This is a genomic window from Anoxybacillus dikiliensis (assembly GCF_050613275.1).
Classification (GTDB): Bacteria; Bacillota; Bacilli; order Bacillales; family Anoxybacillaceae; genus Anoxybacillus.
On sequence record NZ_CP187112.1, the window covers coordinates 957388 to 982937 of the forward strand.

The 25550-nt window shown below is 46.5% G+C and carries 24 protein-coding genes and 1 other annotated feature; of the genes, 22 read left to right on the forward strand and 2 right to left on the reverse strand.

Annotation, left to right across the window (positions count from 1 at the left end):
- Positions 1-18: 18 nt before the first annotated feature.
- The 22 genes from sigG (at position 19) to pyrE (ending at position 22746) form a co-directional block, all read left to right on the forward strand.
- Entirely contained in the window at positions 19-798 is a 780-nt protein-coding gene (gene sigG / locus ACPF7I_RS05130) for an RNA polymerase sporulation sigma factor SigG (protein ID WP_021094882.1), read from the forward strand.
- A gap of 374 nt (positions 799-1172) precedes the next feature.
- On the forward strand, positions 1173-1415 hold the full coding sequence (locus tag ACPF7I_RS05135) for a YlmC/YmxH family sporulation protein (RefSeq protein WP_006321471.1): 243 nt from the start codon (positions 1173-1175) through the stop codon (positions 1413-1415).
- Between the two features lie 318 nt (positions 1416-1733).
- Entirely contained in the window at positions 1734-2987 is a 1254-nt protein-coding gene (gene iscB / locus ACPF7I_RS05140) for an RNA-guided endonuclease IscB (RefSeq protein WP_430745971.1), read from the forward strand.
- A 27-nt stretch (positions 2988-3014) separates the two neighbouring features.
- Positions 3015-3818 (forward strand): peptidoglycan editing factor PgeF, encoded by an 804-nt coding sequence (pgeF, locus tag ACPF7I_RS05145; protein WP_430744398.1) that lies wholly within the window; start codon positions 3015-3017, stop codon positions 3816-3818.
- 4 nt (positions 3819-3822) lie between these two features.
- Complete coding sequence (locus tag ACPF7I_RS05150) at positions 3823-4506, forward strand: YggS family pyridoxal phosphate-dependent enzyme (RefSeq protein ID WP_430744397.1); 684 nt, start codon at positions 3823-3825, stop codon at positions 4504-4506.
- 1 nt (position 4507) lies between these two features.
- Positions 4508-4930, forward strand: a complete 423-nt coding sequence (locus ACPF7I_RS05155) for a cell division protein SepF (protein ID WP_430744396.1) — start codon at positions 4508-4510, stop codon at positions 4928-4930.
- 2 nt (positions 4931-4932) lie between these two features.
- Positions 4933-5205, forward strand: a complete 273-nt coding sequence (locus ACPF7I_RS05160; RefSeq protein ID WP_430744395.1) for a YggT family protein — start codon at positions 4933-4935, stop codon at positions 5203-5205.
- Positions 5205-5978: an RNA-binding protein gene (locus ACPF7I_RS05165; protein WP_430744394.1), complete on the forward strand. Its 774-nt coding sequence runs from the start codon at positions 5205-5207 to the stop codon at positions 5976-5978. Before ACPF7I_RS05160 ends, ACPF7I_RS05165 begins: the two co-directional genes overlap by 1 nt.
- Before the next feature lie 62 nt (positions 5979-6040).
- Positions 6041-6544, forward strand: a complete 504-nt coding sequence (locus ACPF7I_RS05170; protein ID WP_430744393.1) for a DivIVA domain-containing protein — start codon at positions 6041-6043, stop codon at positions 6542-6544.
- A gap of 45 nt (positions 6545-6589) precedes the next feature.
- Positions 6590-6803 (forward strand) — a binding site (T-box leader).
- A gap of 45 nt (positions 6804-6848) precedes the next feature.
- Complete coding sequence (gene ileS / locus ACPF7I_RS05175) at positions 6849-9602, forward strand: isoleucine--tRNA ligase (RefSeq protein ID WP_430744392.1); 2754 nt, start codon at positions 6849-6851, stop codon at positions 9600-9602.
- A 72-nt stretch (positions 9603-9674) separates the two neighbouring features.
- The gene (lspA, locus tag ACPF7I_RS05180; protein WP_430744391.1) at positions 9675-10166 is read left to right on the forward strand and encodes a signal peptidase II; all 492 of its coding nucleotides are present in this window, start codon (positions 9675-9677) and stop codon (positions 10164-10166) included.
- Positions 10141-11052, forward strand: coding sequence for an RluA family pseudouridine synthase (locus ACPF7I_RS05185; protein ID WP_430744390.1), 912 nt, complete (start codon positions 10141-10143; stop codon positions 11050-11052). The genes lspA and ACPF7I_RS05185 overlap by 26 nt, the downstream gene beginning before the upstream one ends.
- 153 nt (positions 11053-11205) lie before the next feature.
- Complete coding sequence (gene pyrR, locus ACPF7I_RS05190; protein ID WP_021094892.1) at positions 11206-11742, forward strand: bifunctional pyr operon transcriptional regulator/uracil phosphoribosyltransferase PyrR; 537 nt, start codon at positions 11206-11208, stop codon at positions 11740-11742.
- A gap of 122 nt (positions 11743-11864) precedes the next feature.
- Complete coding sequence (locus ACPF7I_RS05195) at positions 11865-13157, forward strand: solute carrier family 23 protein (RefSeq protein WP_430744389.1); 1293 nt, start codon at positions 11865-11867, stop codon at positions 13155-13157.
- Between the two features lie 143 nt (positions 13158-13300).
- On the forward strand, positions 13301-14227 hold the full coding sequence (locus ACPF7I_RS05200) for an aspartate carbamoyltransferase catalytic subunit (protein WP_430744388.1): 927 nt from the start codon (positions 13301-13303) through the stop codon (positions 14225-14227).
- Positions 14193-15476 carry a dihydroorotase gene (locus tag ACPF7I_RS05205; RefSeq protein ID WP_430744387.1) on the forward strand — a complete coding sequence of 428 codons (1284 nt, stop codon included), beginning with the start codon at positions 14193-14195 and terminating at the stop codon, positions 15474-15476. The genes ACPF7I_RS05200 and ACPF7I_RS05205 overlap by 35 nt, the downstream gene beginning before the upstream one ends.
- Positions 15476-16570 (forward strand): carbamoyl phosphate synthase small subunit, encoded by a 1095-nt coding sequence (locus ACPF7I_RS05210; protein ID WP_430745970.1) that lies wholly within the window; start codon positions 15476-15478, stop codon positions 16568-16570. Before ACPF7I_RS05205 ends, ACPF7I_RS05210 begins: the two co-directional genes overlap by 1 nt.
- Positions 16563-19754, forward strand: coding sequence for a carbamoyl-phosphate synthase large subunit (carB, locus tag ACPF7I_RS05215; RefSeq protein WP_430744386.1), 3192 nt, complete (start codon positions 16563-16565; stop codon positions 19752-19754). Before ACPF7I_RS05210 ends, carB begins: the two co-directional genes overlap by 8 nt.
- Positions 19751-20512, forward strand: coding sequence for a dihydroorotate dehydrogenase electron transfer subunit (locus ACPF7I_RS05220; RefSeq protein WP_430744385.1), 762 nt, complete (start codon positions 19751-19753; stop codon positions 20510-20512). Before carB ends, ACPF7I_RS05220 begins: the two co-directional genes overlap by 4 nt.
- On the forward strand, positions 20509-21447 hold the full coding sequence (locus tag ACPF7I_RS05225) for a dihydroorotate dehydrogenase (protein ID WP_430744384.1): 939 nt from the start codon (positions 20509-20511) through the stop codon (positions 21445-21447). Before ACPF7I_RS05220 ends, ACPF7I_RS05225 begins: the two co-directional genes overlap by 4 nt.
- Complete coding sequence (pyrF, locus tag ACPF7I_RS05230; protein WP_430744383.1) at positions 21419-22135, forward strand: orotidine-5'-phosphate decarboxylase; 717 nt, start codon at positions 21419-21421, stop codon at positions 22133-22135. The genes ACPF7I_RS05225 and pyrF overlap by 29 nt, the downstream gene beginning before the upstream one ends.
- Complete coding sequence (pyrE, locus tag ACPF7I_RS05235; RefSeq protein ID WP_430744382.1) at positions 22132-22746, forward strand: orotate phosphoribosyltransferase; 615 nt, start codon at positions 22132-22134, stop codon at positions 22744-22746. Before pyrF ends, pyrE begins: the two co-directional genes overlap by 4 nt.
- A gap of 40 nt (positions 22747-22786) precedes the next feature.
- Here pyrE and ACPF7I_RS05240 read toward each other — a convergent pair whose 3' ends face one another.
- Together ACPF7I_RS05240 and ACPF7I_RS05245 are read right to left on the reverse strand one after the other, a co-directional pair.
- Positions 22787-23659: a hypothetical protein gene (locus ACPF7I_RS05240; protein ID WP_430744381.1), complete on the reverse strand. Its 873-nt coding sequence runs from the start codon at positions 23657-23659 to the stop codon at positions 22787-22789.
- Positions 23660-23758: 99 nt separating this feature from the next.
- Positions 23759-25474, reverse strand: a complete 1716-nt coding sequence (locus ACPF7I_RS05245) for an Rqc2 family fibronectin-binding protein (protein ID WP_430744380.1) — start codon at positions 25472-25474, stop codon at positions 23759-23761.
- Positions 25475-25550: the final 76 nt, after the last annotated feature.

A 25550-nucleotide genomic window follows, 5' to 3' on the forward strand; every position in this document is an offset into this window, starting at 1 on the left:
CTGCAAGGAGGGAAAGACATGGCAAGAAACAAAGTTGAAATTTGCGGCGTTGATACATCGAAACTTCCCGTACTGAAAAATGAAGAAATGCGTGAATTATTCCGGCAAATGCAAGCCGGTGACATATCGGCACGCGAAAAATTAATTAATGGGAATTTGCGGCTCGTATTAAGCGTCATTCAGCGATTTAACAATCGTGGTGAATATGTCGACGATTTGTTTCAAGTAGGCTGTATCGGACTTATGAAATCAATTGATAACTTTGATTTAAGCCAAAACGTAAAATTTTCCACGTATGCCGTGCCGATGATTATCGGTGAAATTCGCCGATATTTACGTGACAATAATCCGATTCGCGTGTCCCGCTCGCTGCGCGACATTGCGTATAAAGCGCTTCAAGTGAGAGAAAAAATCATGAGCGAAACAGCAAAAGAACCGACGGCAGAAGAAATTGCGAAAATACTAGACGTGCCTCATGAAGATGTTGTATTTGCCTTAGACGCTATTCAAGATCCCGTTTCGTTATTCGAACCGATTTACAACGACGGCGGCGACCCGATTTATGTGATGGATCAGCTGAGCGATGAGAAAAACCGCGATACAAATTGGATTGAAGAAATTGCGTTGAAAGAAGGGCTTCGTCGTTTAAACGAGCGCGAAAAAATGATTATTCGCAAACGATTTTTTCAAGGAAAAACGCAAATGGAAGTGGCTGAAGAAATCGGCATTTCCCAAGCGCAAGTATCCCGGTTAGAAAAAGCCGCCATTAAACAAATGAATAAAAACATTCAATGGTAAACGACGCCTCCACCAAAAACGGTGGGGGCTTTTCTTATAAAGATAAGAAAGTATACAATTTCTGATTTAGGGAGCTGTCTAGTTTCAAGCGCCATCGGTGTGATGCGCTCCGCCCCTTCTTTTGGCGGCGACACATTGAGACACTTCAGTGATGTTCCCCACGCAGAACCAAGCGACCGCTTGGTTCGAGCTCTCCTCGGTGGGGCTTGTGCGCTCTTCGCGGAGCCAAGGATGGCGACATTTCGCCGTTGCCCGCAGGACGCGGGCTGCCTTTAGGCGAAATGGGGGCGCTTTGCGCTTTTCTTATGTCGTGACTACAACAACTAGCTGATGCATACATATAAGTACATAAAATGAAAAAGGAGCGGAGAAACATGGTGAAAATTTCTGAATTACAACAGAAAGATGTCGTCAATGTCGCAAACGGCAAGCGGCTTGGAAATATCGGAGACATCGATATTAACTTAACGACCGGTCAAATTGAAGCAATCATTATTATCGGTACAGGAAAAGTGCTCGGTTTATTTGGACGGGCGGATGAAATGATCATTCCATGGCGCGATATTGTGAAAGTGGGTGCTGACGTGATTCTCGTTCGATTAGATGGCGATGAATAATTCACGTTTTCGGCAAGCTGTGATAAAATAGGAAAAAAAGTGATAAAATTGTACAAAGGATGTCGAATGGTCAACTACCCACCACTTAAAGCCTAACGGTTTTTGAAGTGGGGGCTTGCCAAGCCCTAGTTGACTACCCTCAGCCATTCAATGGCTACGTTGGAAGGGTCATGACACTTACGGATGCTCCTCCAGTCCGTAACCCTGTCGCAGATGGTTAAAAGCTCTGATGGGTAGGAGCGGTGCTGTCTGCCAAACAAGTCCTTCCAACATTGGGGAGGAGGAACTCACTCCTGAAAGGAGGTACACGTCTTGTTCGTGTACATTATCAATAAGCATGGAAAACCACTCATGCCATGCTCACCAAGGAAAGCAAGACTTCTGTTAAAACAGAAGAAAGCAAAAGTAGTAAGAAGGACACCTTTTACCATCCAGCTTCTGTATGGTAGTAGTGGTTACAAACAACCAGTGTCATTGGGTGTTGACATGGGAACACGACATGTAGGAATTTCCGCAACAACAGAGAAAGATGTGCTGTTTGAAGCGGAAGCGCAACTTCGAACAGATATTGTGAATTTACTTGCTATACGGAGACAGTTTCGTAGAAGTCGAAGAAATAGAAAGACTCGCTACCGAGAAGCCAGATTTCTTAACAGAAGAAAACCAGAGGGGTGGTTGCCACCATCTATTCAACACAAAATCAACTCGCATATAAAGTTGATTGTTTTAGTACACAATATTCTCCCTGTTACATCTGTCACTATTGAGGTAGCAACATTCGATACACAGAAATTAAAGAACCCAAATATCCAAGGGGTGAAATATCAACAAGGAGAACAAATGGGGTTTTGGAATGTTAGAGAGTATGTTCTATACAGAGACAATCATACTTGTCAATATTGCAAAGGAAAAAAGAAAGACCCTGTTCTCCAAGTGCATCATATTGAAAGTCGAAAGACAGGAGGCGATTCACCAGATAATCTGATTACTCTATGCAAAACATGTCACCATGAAATTCACGAAAAAGGGCTTGAACATATATTACAACGCAAACGACCGCCTATGAGGGATGCTAGTCAGATGACTGCCATACGATGGGCAATGTTTAGTAGGATAAGAGAAAAATACTCGCATGCAAATATCACATATGGGTATATCACCAAGTGTATTCGCATTGCTAATGGACTGCCTAAATCTCATATGGTGGATGCTCGTTGTATTAGTAGAAATCCACTAGCTAAGCCAAGTGGCACGGTTTATCTTCTAAAATTCGTTCGCAAAAACAACCGTCAATTGCATAAGGCAACCATCTTGAAAGGTGGAAAACGAAAATCAAACAAAGCTCCACGATTTGTCAAAGGGTTTCAACTGTTTGACAAGGTGGTGTACGAAGGGAAAGAATGTTTTATATTTGGCAGAAGAAGCAGCGGTTATTTTGACCTTCGGCTGTTAGATGGCACAAAAGTGCATGCTTCAGCAAGCTGGAAAAAGCTAAAAAGAGTTGAGTATGCTAGTACATTACTAATTGAAAGGAGGAAGGGCGATTCCTCCCCGACTTTCGCTCTCGCTTAGAAGTCGGGGTCTCCTCGCCTAAAACTGATGAATGAAATATTTCGCCAAGTGGGCGAACAATTGCTTTTGTTTGAAGGCTGGGAACATGTTACCGTTGTGTTTACAACGAGGCAAGGCGGGGTAAGCGATGAACCGTTCGCTACGTTAAATGTTGGCATGCATGTGGAAGATGATGAAGATGCGGTGTATAAAAATCGAACAATTGTTGCCGAAACGCTCGGTCTTCCGATTGAGCGATGGGTGTGCGCACATCAAGTGCATGGCGTGCATATAGAGAAAGTGACGAAAGCGCATGCTGGCAAAGGAGTGCGCACGTACGACACCGCGTTGCCGCATACAGACGGGTTGTATACGGGCGAGCGAGGACTTATGTTGGCGCTTTGTTTTGCGGATTGTGTTCCGCTTTACTTTTTTGCGCCAAGTAAAAAGCGAATTGGGGTGGCACACGCCGGCTGGAAAGGAACCGTTCACAACATCGCAGGAGAAATGGTTAAGCGATGGGACGAAGAGGGGGTAGATGCGCGCGATATTCACGTTGTCATCGGTCCGTCGATCGGCCGTTGTTGTTACGTCGTCGATGATCGCGTCATTGAATTCGTTCAAAAGGCGCTAGTCAACTCGCCTCAATCTCTTTATAATGAAACAAGTAAGGGACAATATGCGCTCGATTTAAAAGAAATGAATAAACAGCTCTTGCAACAAGCAGGTGTTCCGATCGAACATATCGCTGTTTCATCGTATTGCACAAGCTGTGAGCAGTCATTATTTTTCTCTCACCGTCGCGATGGCGGAAAAACAGGAAGAATGATGGCGCTTATTGGCTGGAGGTGATCATATGACGGTTAAACAACGTTTACAAACGATTCAACAACATATTGCGGAAGCGTGTGAAAAAACAGGACGAAACGCATCAGATGTTCAAATTGTGGCAGTAACAAAATACGTCAGCATCGCACGGGCAAAAGAGGCGATCGAAGCGGGCATCGTTCATTTAGGCGAAAGCCGTGCCGACGGTTTTTTACACAAATACGAAGCGATCGGAAAAGAAGCGACGTGGCATTTCATCGGCACATTGCAATCGAGAAAAGTGAAACAAATCATTGATGACGTCGATTACATTCATTCGCTTGACCGTCTGTCGTTAGCGGAAGAAATCGACAAGCGAGCGAATCGGACGATCAAATGTTTCGTACAAGTGAACGTTTCAGGCGAGCAGTCGAAACACGGATTAGCGCCGAAAGACGTATTGCCGTTTATTGAAACATTATCTTCTTTTTCACGTATTGAAGTTGTCGGATTAATGACGATGGCGCCGTATACGGATGATGAAGCGACGATTCGCCGTTGTTTTCGGACGTTGCGTGAACTAAAGGAACGCGTGCGAGAAAAACAACTGCCGCACGCCCCTTGTACGGAGTTATCGATGGGCATGTCAAACGACTATGTTATTGCGGTAGAAGAAGGAGCAACGTTTCTTCGACTCGGTACATGTCTTGTTGGTGAAGAGGAGGTGGAGTAAAATGGGATTTGTGAAAAAAATTCGCGATTTTTTTGATTTAGATGAAGAAAAATGGGAAGAAGATGAATATGAACAAGAAGAAGTCGCACAACAGCCAAAAGTAGAACAAAAGCAAAACGTCGTCAGTTTACAAAGCGTACAAAAATCGTCCAAGCTCGTTTTATTTGAGCCACGTGCTTATGCCGAAGTACAAGAAATTGCCGACCATTTAAAAAATCGACGTGCCGTTGTTGTCAACGTTCATCGCGTCGATCGTGACCAAGCGCGGCGCATCGTTGACTTTTTAAGCGGAACGGTGTATGCGATTGGCGGAGACATTCAACAAGTCGGATCTATGATTTTTTTATGCACGCCAGATAATGTCGATGTAAGCGGCTCGATTTCCGTTATTTCTGACGATGAACCGACGATAAAGAGGTGGTAAATTTGTATCAAATAGCAAACTTTTTAGCAACAGTCATTGAAGTATATTCGTATGCGATCATCATTTACATTTTAATGTCTTGGTTTCCGAATGCGCGCGAAACGAAAGTGGGACAATTTTTTGCCAACATTTGTGAGCCGTATTTAGAGCCGTTTCGCCGTTTTATTCCGCCGCTTGGCATGATCGACATTTCCCCGATCGTCGCCTTGCTCGTTTTACGATTTGCGACGGCGGGTGTTTATGGATTAGTCGACATGATAAGTAGAGGATTGTAATGGACATTTATCAACATTTTCGAAAGGAAGAGCATCATTTTATTGATCTCGTTTGCGAATGGAAGCGGCTCGTGACGGAACAATATGCTCCGAAACTCACAGATTTTTTAACTCCGCGTGAACAACAAATTGTCCGCTCGATTGTCGGCAATGACGATGAAGTGCACGTTGCTTTTTTTGGCGGTTCATCGTCTGTAGAGCGAAAGCGTGCACTACTATATCCGCCGTACATGCAGCCGAATGAAGATGATTTTCAATTATCGTTGTTTTCCGTTCGCTACCCGAAAAAGTTTGTGACGCTCGGGCATCGCGATGTGCTTGGCGCCTTGTTGTCGCTCGGTGTAAAGCGTGAAAAGTTCGGCGACATTGTCATCGTTGAAGATGTCATTCAGTTTGTCACCGCCAAAGAAATTGCCCCGTTTATAAAAATGAACGTGACAGCGATTGGAAAAGCAAAAGTGTTACTAGAAGAACAACCGCTCTCCAAACTTCTTGATGTGAAAGAAGAATGGGAGGAAGAGACGTTGACCGTTTCTTCTTTGCGGCTTGACGCCATTTTAGCGCAATGTTTTCGCCTATCACGCCAAAAAGCGCAAGCGCTTATTGAACAAGGCTTCGCGAAAGTCAATTGGAAAACGGTTGACCAAGCCCATATGGAGTGCCGAGAAGGCGATTTATTGTCGCTGCGCGGGTACGGCCGCTGTCGACTCCAAGCGATTGCTGGTCAAACAAAAAAAGAAAAATGGCGCATCGTTGTCGAAAAAGCAAAATAAAAGCAGGATTTTCGCAAAACATGTCGAATGACACATACGTACATAAGATGGAGGTGGGCCACATGCCGTTAACGCCGTTAGATATTCATAATAAAGAATTTAGCCGGGGCTTTCGCGGATATGATGAAGATGAAGTAAACGAGTTTTTAGATCAAGTCATTAAAGACTACGAAATGATTTTGCGTGAAAAAAAACAGCTTGAAGAAAAAGTGCGAGAGCTGACAGAACGGCTCAACTATTTTACAAATATTGAAGAAACGTTAAATAAATCGATTTTAATCGCGCAAGAAACAGCGGAAGAAGTGAAGCGAAACGCGCAAAAAGAGGCGAAGCTCATCATTAAAGAAGCGGAGAAAAACGCGGATCGCATCATTAGCGAAGCGCTTGCAAAAACGCGGAAAATTGCGATGGAAGTCGAAGAATTAAAGCGTCAAGCGAAAGTATTCCGCAATCGTTTTAAAATGTTAATTGAAGCGCAGCTTGATATGTTAAACAACGGTGACTGGGATCATTTATTAGACTACAAGCTTGACGATGAAGCGATACAAGAAATAACGGAGTCTTGACGAGCGGCATCGTTATTGCCTATAATATCGAATACAGTTATACATGGAAAAACGATGAAGGGGACAGTAGTTCTTTCATCAGCTTATTTCAGCGAGCCGAGGATGGTGGAAGCTCGGCATAAGCGAAAGAATGAAAATCACCCCGGAGTTCCGTGCCGAAGACGAGTAGGCCACGGCGCGTCATTCCCGTTACGAATGTCGAGTGGACTATTGTACATAGTCAATAAGGGTGGTACCGCGAGACCTTCTCGTCCCTTTTGGGCATGAGAAGGCTTTTTTTATTGACATAAAAGGAGGTAAACGAATGGACTACAAAGATACGTTACTCATGCCAAAGACTGATTTCCCGATGCGTGGCAATTTGCCGCAGCGTGAGCCGCAAATACAAGCGAAGTGGGAAGAGATGGACATTTACCGTAAAGTGCAAGAGCGCACGAAAGATCGGCCGCTGTTTGTGCTACATGACGGACCGCCGTATGCAAACGGCGACATTCATATGGGACATGCACTCAATAAAATTTTAAAAGATTTTATCGTGCGCTATAAATCGATGAGCGGCTACTGTGCACCGTACGTACCAGGATGGGATACGCACGGCTTGCCGATTGAAACAGCATTGACGAAAACGAAAGGCGTCAACCGAAAAGAAATGAGCATCGCCGAGTTTCGCAAGCTGTGTGAACAGTATGCGTACGAGCAAATTGACCGCCAGCGCGAGCAATTTAAACGGCTTGGTGTACGCGGCGATTGGGACAACCCTTATATTACGTTAACGCCAGCATACGAGGCACAACAAATTAAAGTGTTTGGCGAAATGGCGAAAAAAGGACTCATTTATAAAGGGCTAAAGCCGGTATATTGGTCTCCATCAAGCGAATCCGCGCTTGCGGAAGCAGAAATTGAATATAAAGATAAACGTTCGCCGTCGATTTACGTTGCTTTTCCTATCAAAGACGGAAAAGGCGTGCTTGATGGCGATGAAAAAATCGTCATTTGGACGACGACGCCATGGACGATTCCAGCGAACTTAGGTATCGCTGTTCATCCAGAACTGCAATATAGCGTCGTTGAAGCAGACGGTAGCAAGTATGTCGTTGCCTCAGAGCTATTACAATCGGTGCAAAAAGAAATTGGCTGGGAACATGTCACTGTATTAAAAACAGTCAAAGGAAGCGAGCTTGAGTATGTCGTGGCGAAACATCCGTTTTACGATCGCGATTCGCTCGTCATTTGTGGCGAACACGTCACAACGGACGCTGGAACAGGTTGCGTTCATACCGCTCCAGGACACGGGGAAGACGACTTTATCGTCGGGCAAAAATACGGCTTAGGTGTGCTTTGTCCAGTTGACGAGCGCGGCTATATGACAGAAGAAGCGCCAGGATTTGCTGGCATGTTTTACGATGAGGCGAACAAAGCGATTACGGAAAAACTACAAGAAGTAGGCGCCCTGTTAAAACTATCGTTTATTACACACTCGTATCCGCACGATTGGCGCACGAAGCAACCGACCATTTTCCGTGCGACGGCACAATGGTTTGCTTCCATCGATAAAATTCGCGAGCAACTGTTGCAAGCGGTAGAAGAAACGAAATGGGTGCCAGCATGGGGCGAAATTCGCATCCATAACATGATTCGCGATCGCGGCGACTGGTGCATTTCGCGCCAACGGGCATGGGGTGTACCGATTCCTGTCTTTTACGCTGAAAATGGCGAGCCAATTATTACAGACGAAACGATTGAACATGTATCGAACTTATTCCGCCAGTACGGTTCTAACGTTTGGTTTGAACGTGAAGCAAAAGACTTACTTCCAGAAGGGTTTACGCACCCAGGCAGTCCGAACGGCCGCTTTACGAAAGAAACGGACATTATGGACGTATGGTTTGACTCCGGTTCTTCTCATCAAGCAGTGTTGGAAGAACGCGCGGATTTACAACGCCCAGCGGATCTTTATTTAGAAGGTTCCGACCAATATCGCGGCTGGTTTAACTCATCGCTATCGACAGCGGTCGCGGTAACAGGAAAAGCGCCGTATAAAGGCGTTTTAAGCCACGGATTCGTATTAGATGGCGAAGGACGGAAAATGAGCAAATCGCTCGGCAACGTCGTCGTGCCGGCAAAAGTGATGGAACAGCTCGGTGCGGACATTTTGCGCCTTTGGGTTGCTTCTGTCGATTATCAAGCAGACGTGCGTATTTCTGATAATATTTTAAAACAAGTCGCAGAAGTGTATCGAAAAATTCGGAACACGTTCCGCTTTATGCTCGGTAACTTGTTCGATTTCAATCCAACAGAACGCGTCGCTATCGATGAGTTGCGCGAAGTTGACCGCTATATGCTCATTAAACTGAATCGTTTAATTGACAAAGTAAAACAAGCGTATGAAACGTACGAATTTGCGACGATTTATCATGAAGTGAACAACTTCTGCACCGTTGATTTAAGCGCGTTTTACTTCGACTTCTCGAAAGACGTGTTGTACATTGAAGCGGCAAATAGCCATGAACGACGTTCGATTCAAACGGTGTTGTATGACACGCTTGTGGCGTTAACGAAACTTGTTGCGCCAATTTTACCGCATACGGCAGATGAAGTATGGTCATACATTCCGCACGTGAAAGAAGAAAGTGTGCAGCTTGTCGATATGCCAGAAGCGGTGCATATGGATGATGAAGATCGCATCGTGAAAAAATGGGATGCGTTTATGGAGCTGCGCGACGAAGTGTTAAAAGCGTTAGAAGTGGCGCGCAATGAAAAACTCATCGGTAAGTCGCTTACTGCGCACGTCATTTTATATCCGACAGACGAAACGAAAGCGCTCATCGATTCGATTGAAGAAGATATGAAACAGCTATTAATCGTCTCCGCGTTTTCGATCGGTGGAATGTTTGCGGACGCACCGAGCGAGGCGCAAACATTTACAAAAACAGCAATCGTTGTCAAACAAGCAGAAGGAAAAACGTGCGCGCGCTGCTGGGTCGTGACACCGACGGTCGGCGAAGATGCCAACCACCCAGAGTTATGTCCACGTTGTGCGGCAATTGTCAAGCAATAACCGACATCCCCCCTCTCTTTTAAGGGGGGATTGTTTATGATAAAATGAAAAAGAATTTCGCTTTGGAGGGGTATGATGTTATATTATTTGCTTGCTTTTGTCGTCATTGTCATCGATCAATGGACGAAATGGCTCGTCGTTCGCTATATGGAATTAGGGGAAAGCATTCCGATTATCGAAAACGTGTTATACTTGACGTCTCATCGCAATCGCGGGGCGGCATGGGGCATGTTGCAAGGGCAATTTTGGTTATTTTATTTCATTACGATTGTCGTCGTCATTGGTATTATCGTATATATTCAGCGCTTGCAGCCGACGGAACGGCTATTTGGCGTTGCTCTTGGGCTTATGCTTGGCGGGGCGATCGGCAACTTTATTGATCGCGTGCTTCGAAAAGAAGTCGTCGATTTTGTACATACGTATATTTTCGATTACAGCTTTCCGATTTTTAACGTCGCCGATGCCGCATTAACGATTGGCGTGGCGCTTTTGTTTATCCAAACATGGACGGAAGAAAAAAAACGAAAGGGAATGAGCGATGGAGCAAATTCAACTAACGATTGAAGAACAACATGACGGAGAACGCATTGATAAAATTATTGCCGGATTAAATGAACAATGGTCGCGTTCTCAAGTGCAACAATGGCTAAAAGAAGGACACGTGCTCGTCAACGGAAAAGAAGTAAAACCGAACTACAAATGCCATGTCGATGATGAAGTCATCATTTCCATTCCAAATCCCGAGCCGTTAGATGTCGAGCCTGAGCCGATTCCGCTTGACATATATTACGAAGATGCGGACGTGTTAGTCGTCAATAAGCCGCGCGGCATGGTCGTTCATCCAGCGCCTGGTCATATGCGCGGAACGCTCGTCAATGCGTTGCTTGCTCATTGTCAAGATCTTTCAGGCATTAACGGCGTATTGCGCCCGGGCATCGTTCATCGCATCGACAAAGATACGTCCGGCTTATTAATGGTCGCTAAAAACGATCTCGCCCACGAGTCGCTCGTCAATCAGCTTGTCAATAAAACGGTGACGCGCAAATACGAAGCGATCGTTCATGGCGTCATTCCGCACGATTACGGAACGATTGATGCGCCCATCGGACGCGACCCACGCGACCGGCAAAGCATGGCCGTTGTTGAAAACGGAAAAGAAGCGGTGACGCATTTTCGCGTCCTTGAACGATTCGAACATTATACGTACGTCGAATGTCAGCTCGAAACGGGGCGAACGCATCAAATTCGCGTTCATATGAAATATATCGGCTACCCGCTTGCGGGCGATCCGAAATACGGTCCGCGCAAAACGTTGCCCATTGACGGACAAGCGCTTCATGCTGGCGTATTAGGGTTTCATCACCCGCGCACAGGCGAATATTTGCAGTTTGAAGCCCCGCTTCCTCATGAATTTGAGCGATTGCTCGATATGTTGCGAAATAATCGTTGACAAATGAAAACAGGAAACGTAAAATGAACTCAAGTGAACAAGAACCTTTAAGTTCAGTCCCGTGAGGCTGAGAAGGTGTCGGATTTAGGTGACGTATGCCTACATATACCCTCTCGCCAAACGGTGAGAGGGTTTTTGTATGGAGGTGAAACGATGCAAAAGGCGGTTGTCCTTGATGAACAAGCGATTCGGCGCGCGTTAACGCGCATTGCTCACGAAATTATTGAGCGCAATAAAGGCATTGATGGCTGCGTGCTCGTCGGCATTAAAACGCGCGGCATTTACTTAGCGAAACGATTAGCCGAACGCATTGAACAAATTGAAGGAACATCGATTCCGGTCGGCGAGTTAGATATTACATTATACCGGGATGATTTAACGGTCAAAACGGAAGACCGTGAACCGCTTGTGAAAGGAACGGACGTCCCGTTTTCCGTTACAAATCAAAAAGTCATTTTAGTCGATGATGTGTTATTTACAGGACGAACGGTGCGCGCAGCGATGGATGCCGTCATGGATCTCGGTCGCCCGGCGCAAATTCAGCTAGCCGTTCTCGTTGACCGCGGTCATCGCGAGCTACCGATTCGCGCGGATTTCGTCGGCAAAAACATTCCGACATCGAGCGCAGAAATGATTGTTGTCGAATTAAAAGAAGTCGATGACATCGATCAAGTGAGCATACATGAATAAAGCACCCTTTTTAAAGGCAGTCCAGCGAGGCTGACAAAGGGGATTCGTTTCCTATGCCCTCTTTGTGCCTTCGTACGGACAAAGAGGGCTTTTTATAATAAATAGAAAAAGGGAGAGAGAAGATGAACAAACCGGTTTTGGATGTAAAAGATGTCCCTTCTTTTGGACAGCTCGTGACACTTAGCTTACAACATTTATTTGCGATGTTTGGTGCAACAATTTTAGTGCCGTACTTAGTCGGATTAAGCCCAGCGATGGCACTCATTTCAAGCGGACTTGGCACAATCGCCTTTTTAATCGTTACAAAATGGCAAGTGCCTGCTTACCTCGGTTCATCGTTTGCGTTCATTACGCCAATTATTGCGGCTAAAGCAACAGGCGGACCGGGCGCAGCGATGATCGGCAGCTTTTTAGCAGGGCTTGTATACGGCATCGTTGCTTTAGCGATTAAAAAAGCGGGCTATCGTTGGATTATGAATTTACTTCCGCCGATCGTCGTCGGTCCGGTCATTATTGTCATCGGATTAGGATTAGCAAACGTCGCTGTCAGCATGGCGATGAACGGTCCGGATGGAAAATATAGTTTAACTCACTTTTCTGTTGCTGTTGTCACGCTTGCCGCAACAATTATGTTTTCGATTTTATCCAGAGGAATGTTTAGCCTTGTCCCTGTACTCATGGGAATTATCGTCGGTTACGTGTACGCGTTAGCCATTGGCGTCGTTGATTTATCCGGCGTTGCGAAAGCAAAATGGATTGAAATGCCAGATTTCTTATTGCCGTTCGTTCATTACGATGTGCGCGTGACGCTCGATATTGTGCTTTTGATGGTCCCTGTCGCCATCGTCACGTTATCTGAACATATCGGTCATCAGCTTGTGTTAAGTAAAGTGGTCGGCCGCGACTACATTAAAGAGCCGGGGTTACACCGCTCAATTTTCGGTGACGGATTAGCGACGATGATTTCTGCGCTCATCGGTGGTCCACCGAAGACGACATACGGAGAAAACATCGGTGTATTAGCGATTACGCGTGTATATAGCGTATATGTGTTAGCTGGCGCGGCTGTGCTCGCCATCGCCTTCGGATTTTTAGGAAAAGTGACGGCGCTCATCAGCTCGATTCCGACGCCGGTCATGGGCGGCGTGTCGATCTTATTGTTCGGCATTATCGCTTCTTCTGGTTTGCGCATGCTTGTCGACAGCAACATCGACTTTGGCGACAAGCGAAACTTAGTGATCTCATCGGTCATTCTCGTCATTGGAATTGGCGATGCGGTCGTGAAAGTATCGGAACAATTTGAAGTGCACGGCATGGCGCTTGCAGCGATGACGGGCATCGTCTTAAACCTCATCTTGCCAGGCCGTCCGAAAGTTAGCGATAGCGTATTTGAACAAACACACGATGTTGCATAACACACCTTTTAAAAGAAGTCCAGCGAGGCTTACAAAGGTGTGAACGAGGAAATCCGTTTACCGAAACGGTCTCTTTCCTCATGCTTTCAAACACCTTGCCTCGCTCGGCAAGGTGTTTTTTTACTAAAAAGGAGGAATATTTCATGAGCCATTTACTAACGTTAGCAGAGTTATCAGTTGATGATGTGCTTGCCATTTTGCATGAAGCGGAACGATTTGCGAAAGGGGAAACGTGGAAAGTGAATAAACAAACGTTCGTCGCCAACTTATTTTTTGAGCCGAGCACGCGGACGCGTTGCAGCTTTGAAATGGCGGAACGAAAACTTGGACTTGAAGTCATTCCGTTTGATGCAGATATGTCGAGCGTCCAAAAAGGAGAAACGTTGTATGATACGATTCGGACGTTGCAAGCAATCGGTGTGGAAGTCGTTGTCATTCGCCACCCATCCGATCATTATTTTGAACCGCTCCGTTATGCAATTGATATTCCGATCATTAACGCAGGCGACGGGTGCGGCCATCATCCGACACAATCGTTGCTAGACTTAATGACGATTCGTCAACAATTTGGCACATTTATTGGACTTGATGTGGCGATCGTTGGTGACATTCGTCATAGCCGAGTAGCGCGTTCCAATGCTGAAATATTAACAAGGCTAGGTGCAAACGTCTTATTTTGCAGCCCGCCGGAATGGCAAGATACAGAAAACCGTTATGGCACATACGTCGATCTTGATACGGCAGTGAAAGAGGCGGATGTCGTGATGCTTCTTCGCATTCAACATGAGCGCCACGACGAAAAAATGGGCTGGACGAAAGAGCAATACCACGAGCAATACGGCTTAACAATCGAGCGAGAAAAACAGATGAAGAAAACGAGCATCATTTTACATCCTGCCCCAGTGAATCGCGATGTAGAAATCGCAAGCGAACTTGTGGAATGTGAACGGTCTCGCATTTTTAAACAAATGGAGAACGGCGTATACGTGCGCATGGCTGTATTGAAACGGGCATTACAAAAAGGAGGGACACAAAATGGCTACCATATTCAAACGTGCGCGCTTGCTTAATGAACAAGGTGAGCTCATTTCGGCTGATATAAAAATCGATGAAGGTCGTATTACTCATATCGCTTCTCATATGGATGAGGACGATCATGAGGAAGTAATCGATGTAAACGGTCAATTTGTCGCTCCAGGGTTTATTGACGTCCACGTTCATTTGCGCGAACCGGGTGGAGAACATAAAGAAACGATTGCGACCGGTACGCTCGCTGCGGCGAAAGGCGGATTTACAACGATTGCGGCGATGCCAAATACAAAACCTGTGCCAGATACGAAACAACAAATGGAATGGCTCGTCAATCGCATTCGCGAAACAGCGCACGTGCGCGTGTTGCCGTATGCGGCGATTACTGTACGCCAAGCAGGAAAACAGCTCGTCGATTTTGCCGCATTGAAAGAGGCGGGGGCGTTTGCGTTTACGGACGATGGCGTTGGCGTGCAAAGCGCGCGCATGATGTATGAGGCGATGCAGCAAGCTGCTGCTCTCGATATGCCGATCGTCGCACATTGTGAAGACGAAACGCTGACGTATAAAGGATGTGTGCATGACGGAGCGTTTGCGAAACGACACGGACTGACGGGTATTCCTTCCGTTTGTGAAGCGGTACATATTGCGCGCGATGTGTTGTTAGCGGAAGCGACAGGTTGCCATTATCACGTTTGTCATATGAGCACGAAACAATCGGTACGCATCGTGCGCGAGGCGAAGCGGGCAGGCATTCGCGTCACCGCTGAAGTGACGCCGCACCATTTGTTGCTTTGCGAAGAAGACATTCCAACGTTAGACGCAAACTTTAAAATGAATCCGCCATTGCGAACGAAAGAAGATCAGCAAGCGTTAGTCGAAGGATTGCTTGATGGAACGATTGATTTTATTGCGACCGACCATGCACCGCATACGGAAGAAGAAAAAAGCGAAGGTATGGTGCTTGCTCCGTTTGGAATTGTCGGATTAGAAACGGCCTTCCCGCTTTTATATACACATTTTGTTGAAAAAGGGGTATGTACGTTAAAACAGCTTGTCGATTGGCTGTCGAAAAAACCAGCGGAGACGTTTCGTCTTGACGGTGGGCAATTAAAAGTTGGCGCGAAAGCAGATTTCGTGGTCATCGATTTACATACAACACAAGTGATTGATCCTGCGACGTTTGTTTCGAAAGGAAAAAATACGCCATTTGCAGGCTGGACGTGTAAAGGATGGCCGACGATGACGGTCGTCGATGGAAACATTGTTTGGCAGAAAGGGAGAGAATGATGAAACGACAACTCATTTTAGAAGATGGTACACGTTTTGTTGGAGAAGCGTTCGGAAGTAAGAGGCAAACAGTCGGTGAAGTCGTTTTTAACACAGGGATGACAGGATATCAAGAAATTTTAACCGATCCGTCGTATTGCGGACAAATTGTAACAATGACATATCCGCTGATCGGCAACTACGGCGTCAATCGGGACGATTTCGAATCGATCGAACCGCACGTATTCGGTTTTATTGTGAAAGAAGCGTGCCTATCTCCGTCTAACTGGCGAAGTGAAATGACGATTGATGAATATTTGCGTATGAAAGACATTCCCGGTTTAGCAGGGGTAGATACGCGCAAGTTGACGCGCATCATTCGTCAACACGGCACGTTAAAAGGAATGATTTGCGACATGGACGTGTCTGTTGAAGAGGCGCTCGCACATTTAAAAGAAACGGAGCTTATACGCGATCAAGTGAAGCGCGTATCGACAAAAAGTGCGTACGCTAGTCCGGGGCGCGGTCATCGCGTCGTTTTAATTGACTTCGGCATGAAGCACGGCATTTTGCGCGAGTTAAATAAACGTCATTGCGACGTCATCGTGCTCCCATACAATGCAACGGCAGAAGAAGTGTTGCAGTTGCATCCTGATGGGGTCATGTTATCGAACGGGCCGGGGGATCCGAAAGATGTACCAGAGGCGATTCATATGATTCAAGGCATACTCGGTCACGTTCCACTTTTCGGGATTTGTCTCGGCCATCAACTGTTTGCGCTCGCATGCGGAGCGAACACAGAAAAAATGAAGTTCGGTCATCGCGGCTCGAATCATCCGGTTAAACAGATCGAAACGGGAAAAGTCGCCATTACTTCACAAAACCATGGCTACACCGTCACGGAACAGTCGCTTGCTCATACGAGATTAGAAGTGACACACATCGCTTTAAACGACGGAACGATTGAAGGGCTTCGCCATCGCGACGTTCCGGCATTTACGGTGCAATACCATCCAGAAGCGTCACCGGGACCAGAGGATGCAAACGATTTATTCGATGATTTTATGGCGATGATTGAACAGTTTAAAAAAGAAAGAGGGATCATTCATGCCTAAACGTCAAGATATTGAAACGATTCTTGTCATCGGTTCAGGGCCGATCGTCATCGGTCAGGCGGCGGAGTTTGATTATGCAGGTACGCAAGCATGTTTAGCATTAAAAGAAGAAGGGTATAAAGTCATTCTCGTCAACTCGAACCCAGCGACAATTATGACCGATACAGAAATTGCCGACAAAGTATATATGGAGCCATTAACGCTTGAATTTGTCGCGCGCGTCATTCGGAAAGAGCGTCCGGATGCCATTTTGCCGACGCTTGGCGGACAAACGGGCTTAAATTTGGCGGTCGAATTAGCGAAAGCAGGGGTGCTTGAGGAATGTGGCGTGGAAATTCTCGGCACGAAATTAGAAGCGATTGAAAAAGCGGAAGATCGCGAGCAATTTCGCGCGCTTATGAACGAACTTGGCGAACCTGTGCCAGAGAGCGCCATCGTTCATAGTTTGCAAGAAGCGTATGCGTTCGTTGAACAAATTGGTTACCCGGTCATCGTCCGCCCGGCATTTACGCTCGGTGGAACAGGAGGAGGCATTTGTACGAACGAAGAAGAGCTTGTCGACATCGTTTCCAGCGGCTTAAAAATGAGCCCTGTTCACCAATGTTTATTAGAAAAAAGCATCGCAGGTTATAAAGAAATCGAATACGAAGTGATGCGCGATGCGAAAGATAACGCCATCGTCGTTTGCAATATGGAAAATATCGATCCTGTCGGCATTCACACGGGCGATTCGATCGTCGTTGCTCCGAGCCAAACGTTAAGCGATCGCGAATATCAACTGTTGCGAAACGCTTCGCTTCGCATTATTCGCGCGCTCGGCATCGAGGGCGGATGCAACGTGCAGCTCGCACTTGATCCGCACAGTTTTCAATATTACGTCATTGAAGTCAACCCGCGCGTCAGCCGCTCATCGGCGCTCGCATCTAAAGCGACCGGATATCCGATTGCGAAGCTAGCTGCAAAAATTGCGGTTGGCTTAACGCTCGATGAAATGATGAATCCGGTCACAGGAAAAACGTACGCTTGCTTTGAGCCAACGCTCGATTACGTCGTCACAAAAATTCCGCGCTTTCCATTTGATAAATTTGAATCAGCGAACCGTCATCTCGGTACGCAAATGAAAGCGACAGGGGAAGTGATGGCGATCGGGCGCACGTTTGAAGAGTCGCTATTAAAAGCCGTACGCTCGCTTGAAACGAACGTATATCATCTCGAGTTAAAAGAACAAGTCGATGACGCATTGCTGCAAAAACGTATTCGAAAAGCGGGCGATGAGCGTCTATTTTACATCGCCGAAGCGTTTCGCCGCGGCATAACGGTCGAACAAGTGCACGCATGGAGTCGAATCGACCCGTTCTTTTTAACGAAAATTGCCCGCATCGTCGCCTTCGAAACGGTTTTACGCGACCATGTTGGCGATATGACTGTTCTTCAACAAGCAAAAGAAATGGGCTTTTCTGATGTGGCGATCGCAAAACTTTGGAACATGACGGAGCGCGACGTATACGACATGCGCAAACGAGCAGGCATTACACCTGTATATAAAATGGTCGATACGTGTGCCGCGGAATTTGAATCTGAAACGCCGTATTATTACAGCACGTACGAAGAAGAAAATGAATCGATCGTGACCGCGCGGGAAAGCGTCGTCGTCCTCGGCTCTGGTCCGATTCGGATCGGGCAAGGAATTGAGTTTGACTACGCGACCGTTCATTGTGTATGGGCGATTAAAGAAGCAGGATACGAAGCGATCATTATTAATAACAATCCAGAAACGGTGTCAACTGACTTCAGCATTTCCGATAAGTTGTACTTTGAACCGCTAACGATTGAAGATGTGATGCACGTCATCGATTTAGAACAACCGATCGGTGTCATCGTTCAATTCGGTGGACAAACAGCGATCAACTTAGCGGCGGAATTAGCCGCGCGCGGCGTGCGCATTCTCGGCACATCGCTTGAAGATTTAGATCGTGCGGAAAACCGCGACAAATTTGAACGGACGCTTGCGCAACTCGGCATTCCACAACCGAAAGGAAAAACGGCGTTTTCAGTTGATGAAGCGGTGCGCATTGCCCAACATATCGGCTATCCAGTTCTCGTGCGTCCATCGTACGTGCTTGGCGGTCGGGCGATGGAAATCGTATATAAAGAGGAAGAGCTCCTTCATTATATGGAACATGCGGTCAAAGTCAATCCTCAACATCCGGTACTTATCGACCGTTATTTAATCGGGAAAGAAATTGAAGTCGATGCGATTTCGGACGGTGACGATGTATTTATTCCAGGCATTATGGAACATATTGAGCGCGCGGGCGTCCACTCTGGCGATTCGATTGCCGTATATCCGCCACAAACGTTATCAAAAGACATTCAACAAAAAATTGTCGACTATACGATTGCGCTCGCGAAAGGGCTAGGCATCGTCGGACTGTTGAACATTCAGTTTGTGTTGTATGACGGCGAGGTGTACGTACTAGAAGTGAATCCGCGTTCGAGCCGAACCGTTCCGTTTTTAAGTAAAATTACGAACGTGCCGATGGCCAATATCGCAACAAAAGTCATTTTAGGAGAAACGTTGCAAGCGCTTGGCTACAATACCGGATTAAAAGAAGAAAGCGACGGTGTATATGTGAAAGCCCCAGTCTTTTCGTTTGCGAAGTTGCGCAACGTCGATATTTCGCTCGGACCAGAAATGAAATCGACAGGTGAAGTGATCGGAAAAGATGAAACGTTCGCGAAGGCGCTTTATAAAGGACTTGTCGCTTCAGGCATTCATATTCGTTCACACGGTGCCGTTTTGTTGACGGTCGCCGACAAAGATAAAGAAGAAGCGATCGACATCGCCCGACGGTTTTACCATATCGGTTACCAACTGCTTGCGACAAACGGTACAGCACAAACGTTACGGGAAGCGAACATTCCAGTAACTGTCGTCAATAAAATTCATACTGGTTCACCAAACATTCTTGATGTGATTCGTCAAGGCAAAGCGCAAGTCGTCATTAATACATTAACAAAAGGGAAAGAAACGGAAAGCGACGGCTTCCGCATTCGTCGCGAAGCAGTCGAAAACGGCATTCCGTGTTTAACATCGCTTGATACGGCGAAAGCGATGCTTCTCGTCTTAGAAGCGATGACGTTTTCGACAATGGCGATGGCAGAACAGAAGGTGGGCGTATGAAAGACATCATGACTGTTGTTTCTAATCGTCCGATCGCTGATTGCATTTATGAGCTTGTTCTTTCTGGTTCGCTCGTTCAACATATGCATATACCGGGACAATTTGTGCATATGAAAGTGGCAGCGACGCCGCTATTACGGCGTCCGCTCAGCCTTTGCGACATCAATCAAGAGGCGAATGAATGTACGATTATTTACCGCGCGGAAGGGGCAGGAACGACGCTCCTTTCGCAAAAATTGCCCGGAGACACGGTCGATGTGCTCGGTCCGCTCGGAAACGGCTTTCCGGTAACAGCGGCAAAAAGAGGGCAGCGTGCTTTGCTTGTCGGCGGGGGCATCGGTGTGCCACCGTTATATGAATTGGCGAAACAACTAGTGAAAAAAGGAGTATTTGTGACGATTGTGCTCGGCTTTCAAACGAAACATGTCGTATTTTACGAGGAGCGATTCGCATCGTTTGGCGAGACGTACGTTGCGACGGTAGACGGCTCGTACGGCATGAAAGGATTTGTCACCGACGTCATTCGCGCGAATGAACTGTCGTTTGATGTGCTGTATGCTTGCGGACCGAAGCCGATGTTGCGGGCGCTCGCAAACGAGTTTCCACATCAAGACGTATATTTGTCGCTTGAAGAACGGATGGGGTGCGGCATCGGTGCTTGTTTTGCCTGCGTCTGCCGCGTGCCTCATAGCGAGACGGCATACAAAAAAGTGTGCAGCGACGGTCCGGTATTTCGGGCGGGGGAGGTCGTGTTATGAACCGATTAGCAGTGGAGCTTCCAGGACTTTCATTAAAAAACCCAATTATGCCTGCCTCCGGATGTTTCGGGTTTGGACGAGAATATGCGAAATTTTATGATTTAAGCGTGCTTGGTGCGATTATGATTAAAGCGACGACGTTAGAGGCGCGTTTTGGCAATCCAACACCGAGAGTAGCAGAAACGCCAAGCGGCATGTTAAACGCGATCGGGTTGCAAAATCCGGGCGTAGATCGAGTGATAGCGGAAGAATTGCCTTGGTTAGCGCAATACGACGTGCCGATTATCGCCAACGTGGCGGGCTCGACCGTAGAAGAATATGTAGAAGTGGCGAAGCGCATATCAAAAGCGCCAAACGTTCATGCGCTTGAGTTAAATATTTCATGTCCGAACGTGAAAAAGGGGGGCATCGCATTCGGAACCGTTCCAGAAGTCGCTGCGGAGTTGACGCGGGCGGTAAAAGAAGTGTCTGATGTCCCTGTATATGTGAAACTATCCCCGAATGTCACAAATATCGTGGCGATGGCAAAAGCGGTTGAACAAGCAGGGGCGGACGGACTGACGATGATTAATACGTTATTAGGTATGCGGATCGATGTGAAAACAGCGAAGCCGATTTTAGCGAATCGAACAGGTGGGCTATCTGGTCCAGCGATTAAGCCGATTGCGATTCGAATGATTTATGAAGTGAGCCAAGCGGTATCCATTCCGATTATCGGCATGGGCGGCATTGAAAGCGCGGAAGATGTCATCGAATTTTTTTATGCCGGTGCGCGTGCCGTCGCGATCGGTACAGCAAATTTCATCGACCCGTACGTTTGTCCAAACATTATTCGCGACTTGCCGCCGCTTTTAGATGAACTCGGTGTCGATCATATTTCGGAATGTACGGGGAGGAGTTGGAACAATGGATCAACCGTTCATTGTGGCGCTTGATTTTTCATCAAAAGAAGAAGTGCGCTCGTTTTTACAACTATTTTCCGATACGTCGCTCTTTTTAAAAGTCGGCATGGAGCTATACTTTCAAGAAGGTCCGACGATCATCGATGAACTAAAACAGCGAGGACATTATATTTTTTTAGATTTAAAGCTTCATGATATTCCACATACAGTAAAACAAGCGATGAAAGGATTAGCAAAACTAGGCGTTGATTTAGTAAACGTTCATGCCTCAGGAGGAAGCGCGATGATGTGTGCGGCGATCGAAGGGTTAGAAGAAGGAACGCCGCACGGGATGAATCGTCCTCGCTGCATTGCGGTGACGCAATTGACGAGCACAAGCGAGCGAGTGCTCCGCGATGAACTGCTCATTCATCGCCCGATGAAAGAAACGGTCGTTCATTATGCCACGCTCGCATACCGTAGCGGGCTTGACGGCGTTGTTTGTTCCGCCCAAGAAGTGCCGCTTCTTCGCGCGTCGTTTGGCACATCGTTTATTACCGTCACGCCAGGCATTCGCTTTGCGGGCGACAACGCAGACGACCAAGTGCGCATCGTCACACCGTATGAGGCGAAACAGCTTGGAACAAATTATATCGTCATCGGACGAAGCATTACAAAAGCACATGATCCATATGCAGCATATGAGCGGCTAAAACGAGAATGGGATGGTGGACAACAATGAAAAAAGAAATCGCAAAACAACTTCTTTCGATCGGTGCGGTGTCATTAAGCCCAGATAAACCGTTTACATGGGCCTCAGGCATACAATCGCCCATTTATTGCGATAATCGCTTGACGTTAGCGTACCCCGCCGTTAGACAGGCCATTGCCGACGAACTGACATCACTCATTCGCACGCATTTTCCAAATGTAGAAGTTATCGCTGGCACAGCGACGGCAGGCATTCCCCATGCTGCATGGGTGAGCGAGCGGTTGAATATGCCGATGTGTTACGTTCGCAGTCAAGCGAAAGGACACGGAAAAGGAAAGCAAATTGAAGGGAAAGTAGAACAAGGGCAACACGTCGTCGTCGTCGAAGATTTAATTTCAACAGGCGGCAGCTCATTGCATGCGGTGCGCGCCTTGCGTGAAGCGGGATGCAACGTGCTTGGCGTCGTCGCCATTTTTACATACGGATTAGAAAAAGGAAAACGAGCATTTCAACAAGAACAAGTCCCATACTATACCGTCACCGACTACGATACGCTCATGGAAACAGCGACGGAACTTGGCATCATCACCAAAGAAGAGCAAACAACGCTGCACCATTGGCGTGAACAGCTAGAAGCATAACAATAAGGGTGTCCAACGAAAGCCGGACACCCTTTATCATTTATTTCGTGGAAATCACGTTTGTTTTTAAATAGTGGATATCGTTTGCTTGTTGAATCGAACGGAGTGAAAGTGCTTGTAGGACAGTTTCTTGATGATCTAACTTTTCAAACCCTTCTTGCATTTGTTGCGACAACTGTTCGATTTGTTGTTTAATCATTGGAATTTCTTGTACATGCAACTCAACAACAGTCATTCGTTCCATTAATTGTCCAACCATTTCACGAATCGCTGGCACAAGCGCCACATCCTCTTTTGTGGCCATACGCTGTTCGATGCTGATGATATCCTCTTTTGTGGCCATCGTCTGTTCGATCTGTTCGATGCGCTTGTCCATAGCAACGATATCATCTTTCGTGGCCATACGCTGCTCGATGCTAGCGATATCGTCTTTTGTGGCCATCGTTTGTTCGATTTGATCGATACGCTTATTCACAGCAGCGATATCGTCTTTTGTAGCCATGCGCTGCTCGATGCTTGCGATATCATCTTTTGTGGCCATGCGCTGCTCGATACTGATGATATCATCTTTCGTCGCCATCGTTTGTTCGATTTGATCGATACGCTTGTTCACAGCAGCGATATCGTCTTTCGTCGCCATGCGTTGCTCGATGCTGATGATGTCATCTTTTGTGGCCATCGTTTGTTCGATTTGATCGATACGCTTGTTCACAGCAGCGATATCATCTTTTGTAGCCATACGCAGCTCGATGCTGATAATGTCATCTTTTGTCGCCATTGTCTGTTCAATATGACTGACGCGACTTTCTAACGCTCGAATATCATCTTTTAACGCGGCGACATCATCTTTTGTTGCCATGTTCGCGCGCAAAAATGCCAGCTCGTCAAAAATGCGTTGCAACAGCTGCTCCATCACGCTCACCTCCTTTTTTCCGCCTCTATTATACCACCATTCGACAGAAAGAGAGAATGAAAAAATAACAAAATATTTTGACGAAAATGAAAAGCCCGCCTACCTAGACGGGTTTTTCATTTTAAGTACGATCTCCTCATCCGGCGTGACGTAAATCGTTTGTTGGTTTTCGTAAATGACAAAGCCGGGTTTGGCACCGCTCGGTTTTTTGACATAGCGAACGCGCGTGTAGTCGACCGGAACGGAGCTTGAGTGGCGCGCTTTGCTGAAGTAAGCGGCTAAGTGGGCAGCTTCGATGATCGTCTGTTCTGATGGATTTTTGCTTTTAATGACGACGTGGGAGCCTGGGATGTCTTTCGTATGAAGCCAAATGTCGTCTTTGCTTGCGAATTTGTTCGTCAAATAGTCGTTTTGTTTATTGTTTTTGCCGACAAAAATGTCCGTTCCGTCGCTTGATACGTAGCGCTCGAGTTCGATTGTGCGCAGCTTTTGTTTTTTCTGCTTTGTTGCTTTAGCGCGCAAATAGCCTTGTTCGATTAACTCGTCGCGAATGTCGTCAATGTCTTTCGGTGATGCCGTTTCAAGCTGTTGCAACAGCGTATCGAAATATATGATTTCTTCTTTCGTCCGCTCGATTTGTTCCTGCACGATGGAAAGCGAATTTTTCGCTTTTTGGTATTTTTGAAAATAGCTTTGTGCATTTTCGGACGGCGATTTTTGTTGATCAAGCGGAATGGTGATCGTGCCGCCGTTTTCGTCATAATAGTTGACGACTTCGATTTCGCTCATCCCGCGCTTGACTGCATAAAGATGTGCCGTCAATAATTCCCCGTATAGCCGATATTGTTCCGCCTGTTTTGCTTCTTCAATCGTTTGTTGAAGTTTCAACAGCTTCTTTTCATTTTTCGCTTTTTCGTTCGCGACAAAACGTTCTAAATCGTGTGCTTGTTGTTTGACGCGGTCGCGTTCTGCTTTGCCGAAATAAAAACGGTCAAGCATCTCGCTTAACGTAGCAAAATGTTTTCTTTCCCCTTCGATATGGGTAAGCGGCAACGCGTAAAAGATGTCTTTTGTCCCGTTTGTATATATACACGGAGCAAATTTCTCGTTTCGCACATCTTCCATAAGAGAGATAAAGCTTTTCGGCAACGTCGCTCGGTTAGCAAGCCCTGCGCGATAGATGACTTCGCGCGCAAAAAGCGGTGAAATGCCCGTAAATGTGGCGACGAGTTGATCGGCTAGTTTTCCTGCAAGAAAATCGATCTTTTTTAACACCGTCTCTTCCGTCGCGTGAAGCGGATTGATTTTGTCGTGCGATGGCGGAAATATGTACGGCGCCCCTGGAAGAACCGTCCGGTAACGGTTGACCGCAGGCGAAAGATGTTTCACGCTGTCGATGATCGTATTCGTCTGTTCATCGACGAGAATGATGTTGCTGTGGCGGCCCATCATTTCAACAATTAGCTGTTTTGTACAAACATCGCCGAGCTCGTTTCTTGTTTTTACGTGAATGATAATGATGCGATCAAAATCGACTTGCGTAATCCCTTCAATGATTCCTCCTTCCATATGTTTGCGCAACAACATACAAAACATCGGCGGCTCGTGCGGGTTGTCGTACGTTTCGTTTGTTAAGTGCATGCGCGCATACGTCGGGTGGGCAGATAACAACAATTTATAATTGTTTCCGTGCGAGCGAATATGAAGCAATAATTCGTGTGGAAACGGCTGATAAATTTTCGACACGCGCCCCCCAACGAGCGTGCGCTGTAATTCTTTTGTCATTGCATATGTAAATACTCCGTCAAAAGACATCGAAAACACCTTTCTCTTTTTTCTTTTCATTATACCATATCATTTTTTTGTACATGCCTGAATAAGCTGTCATAGA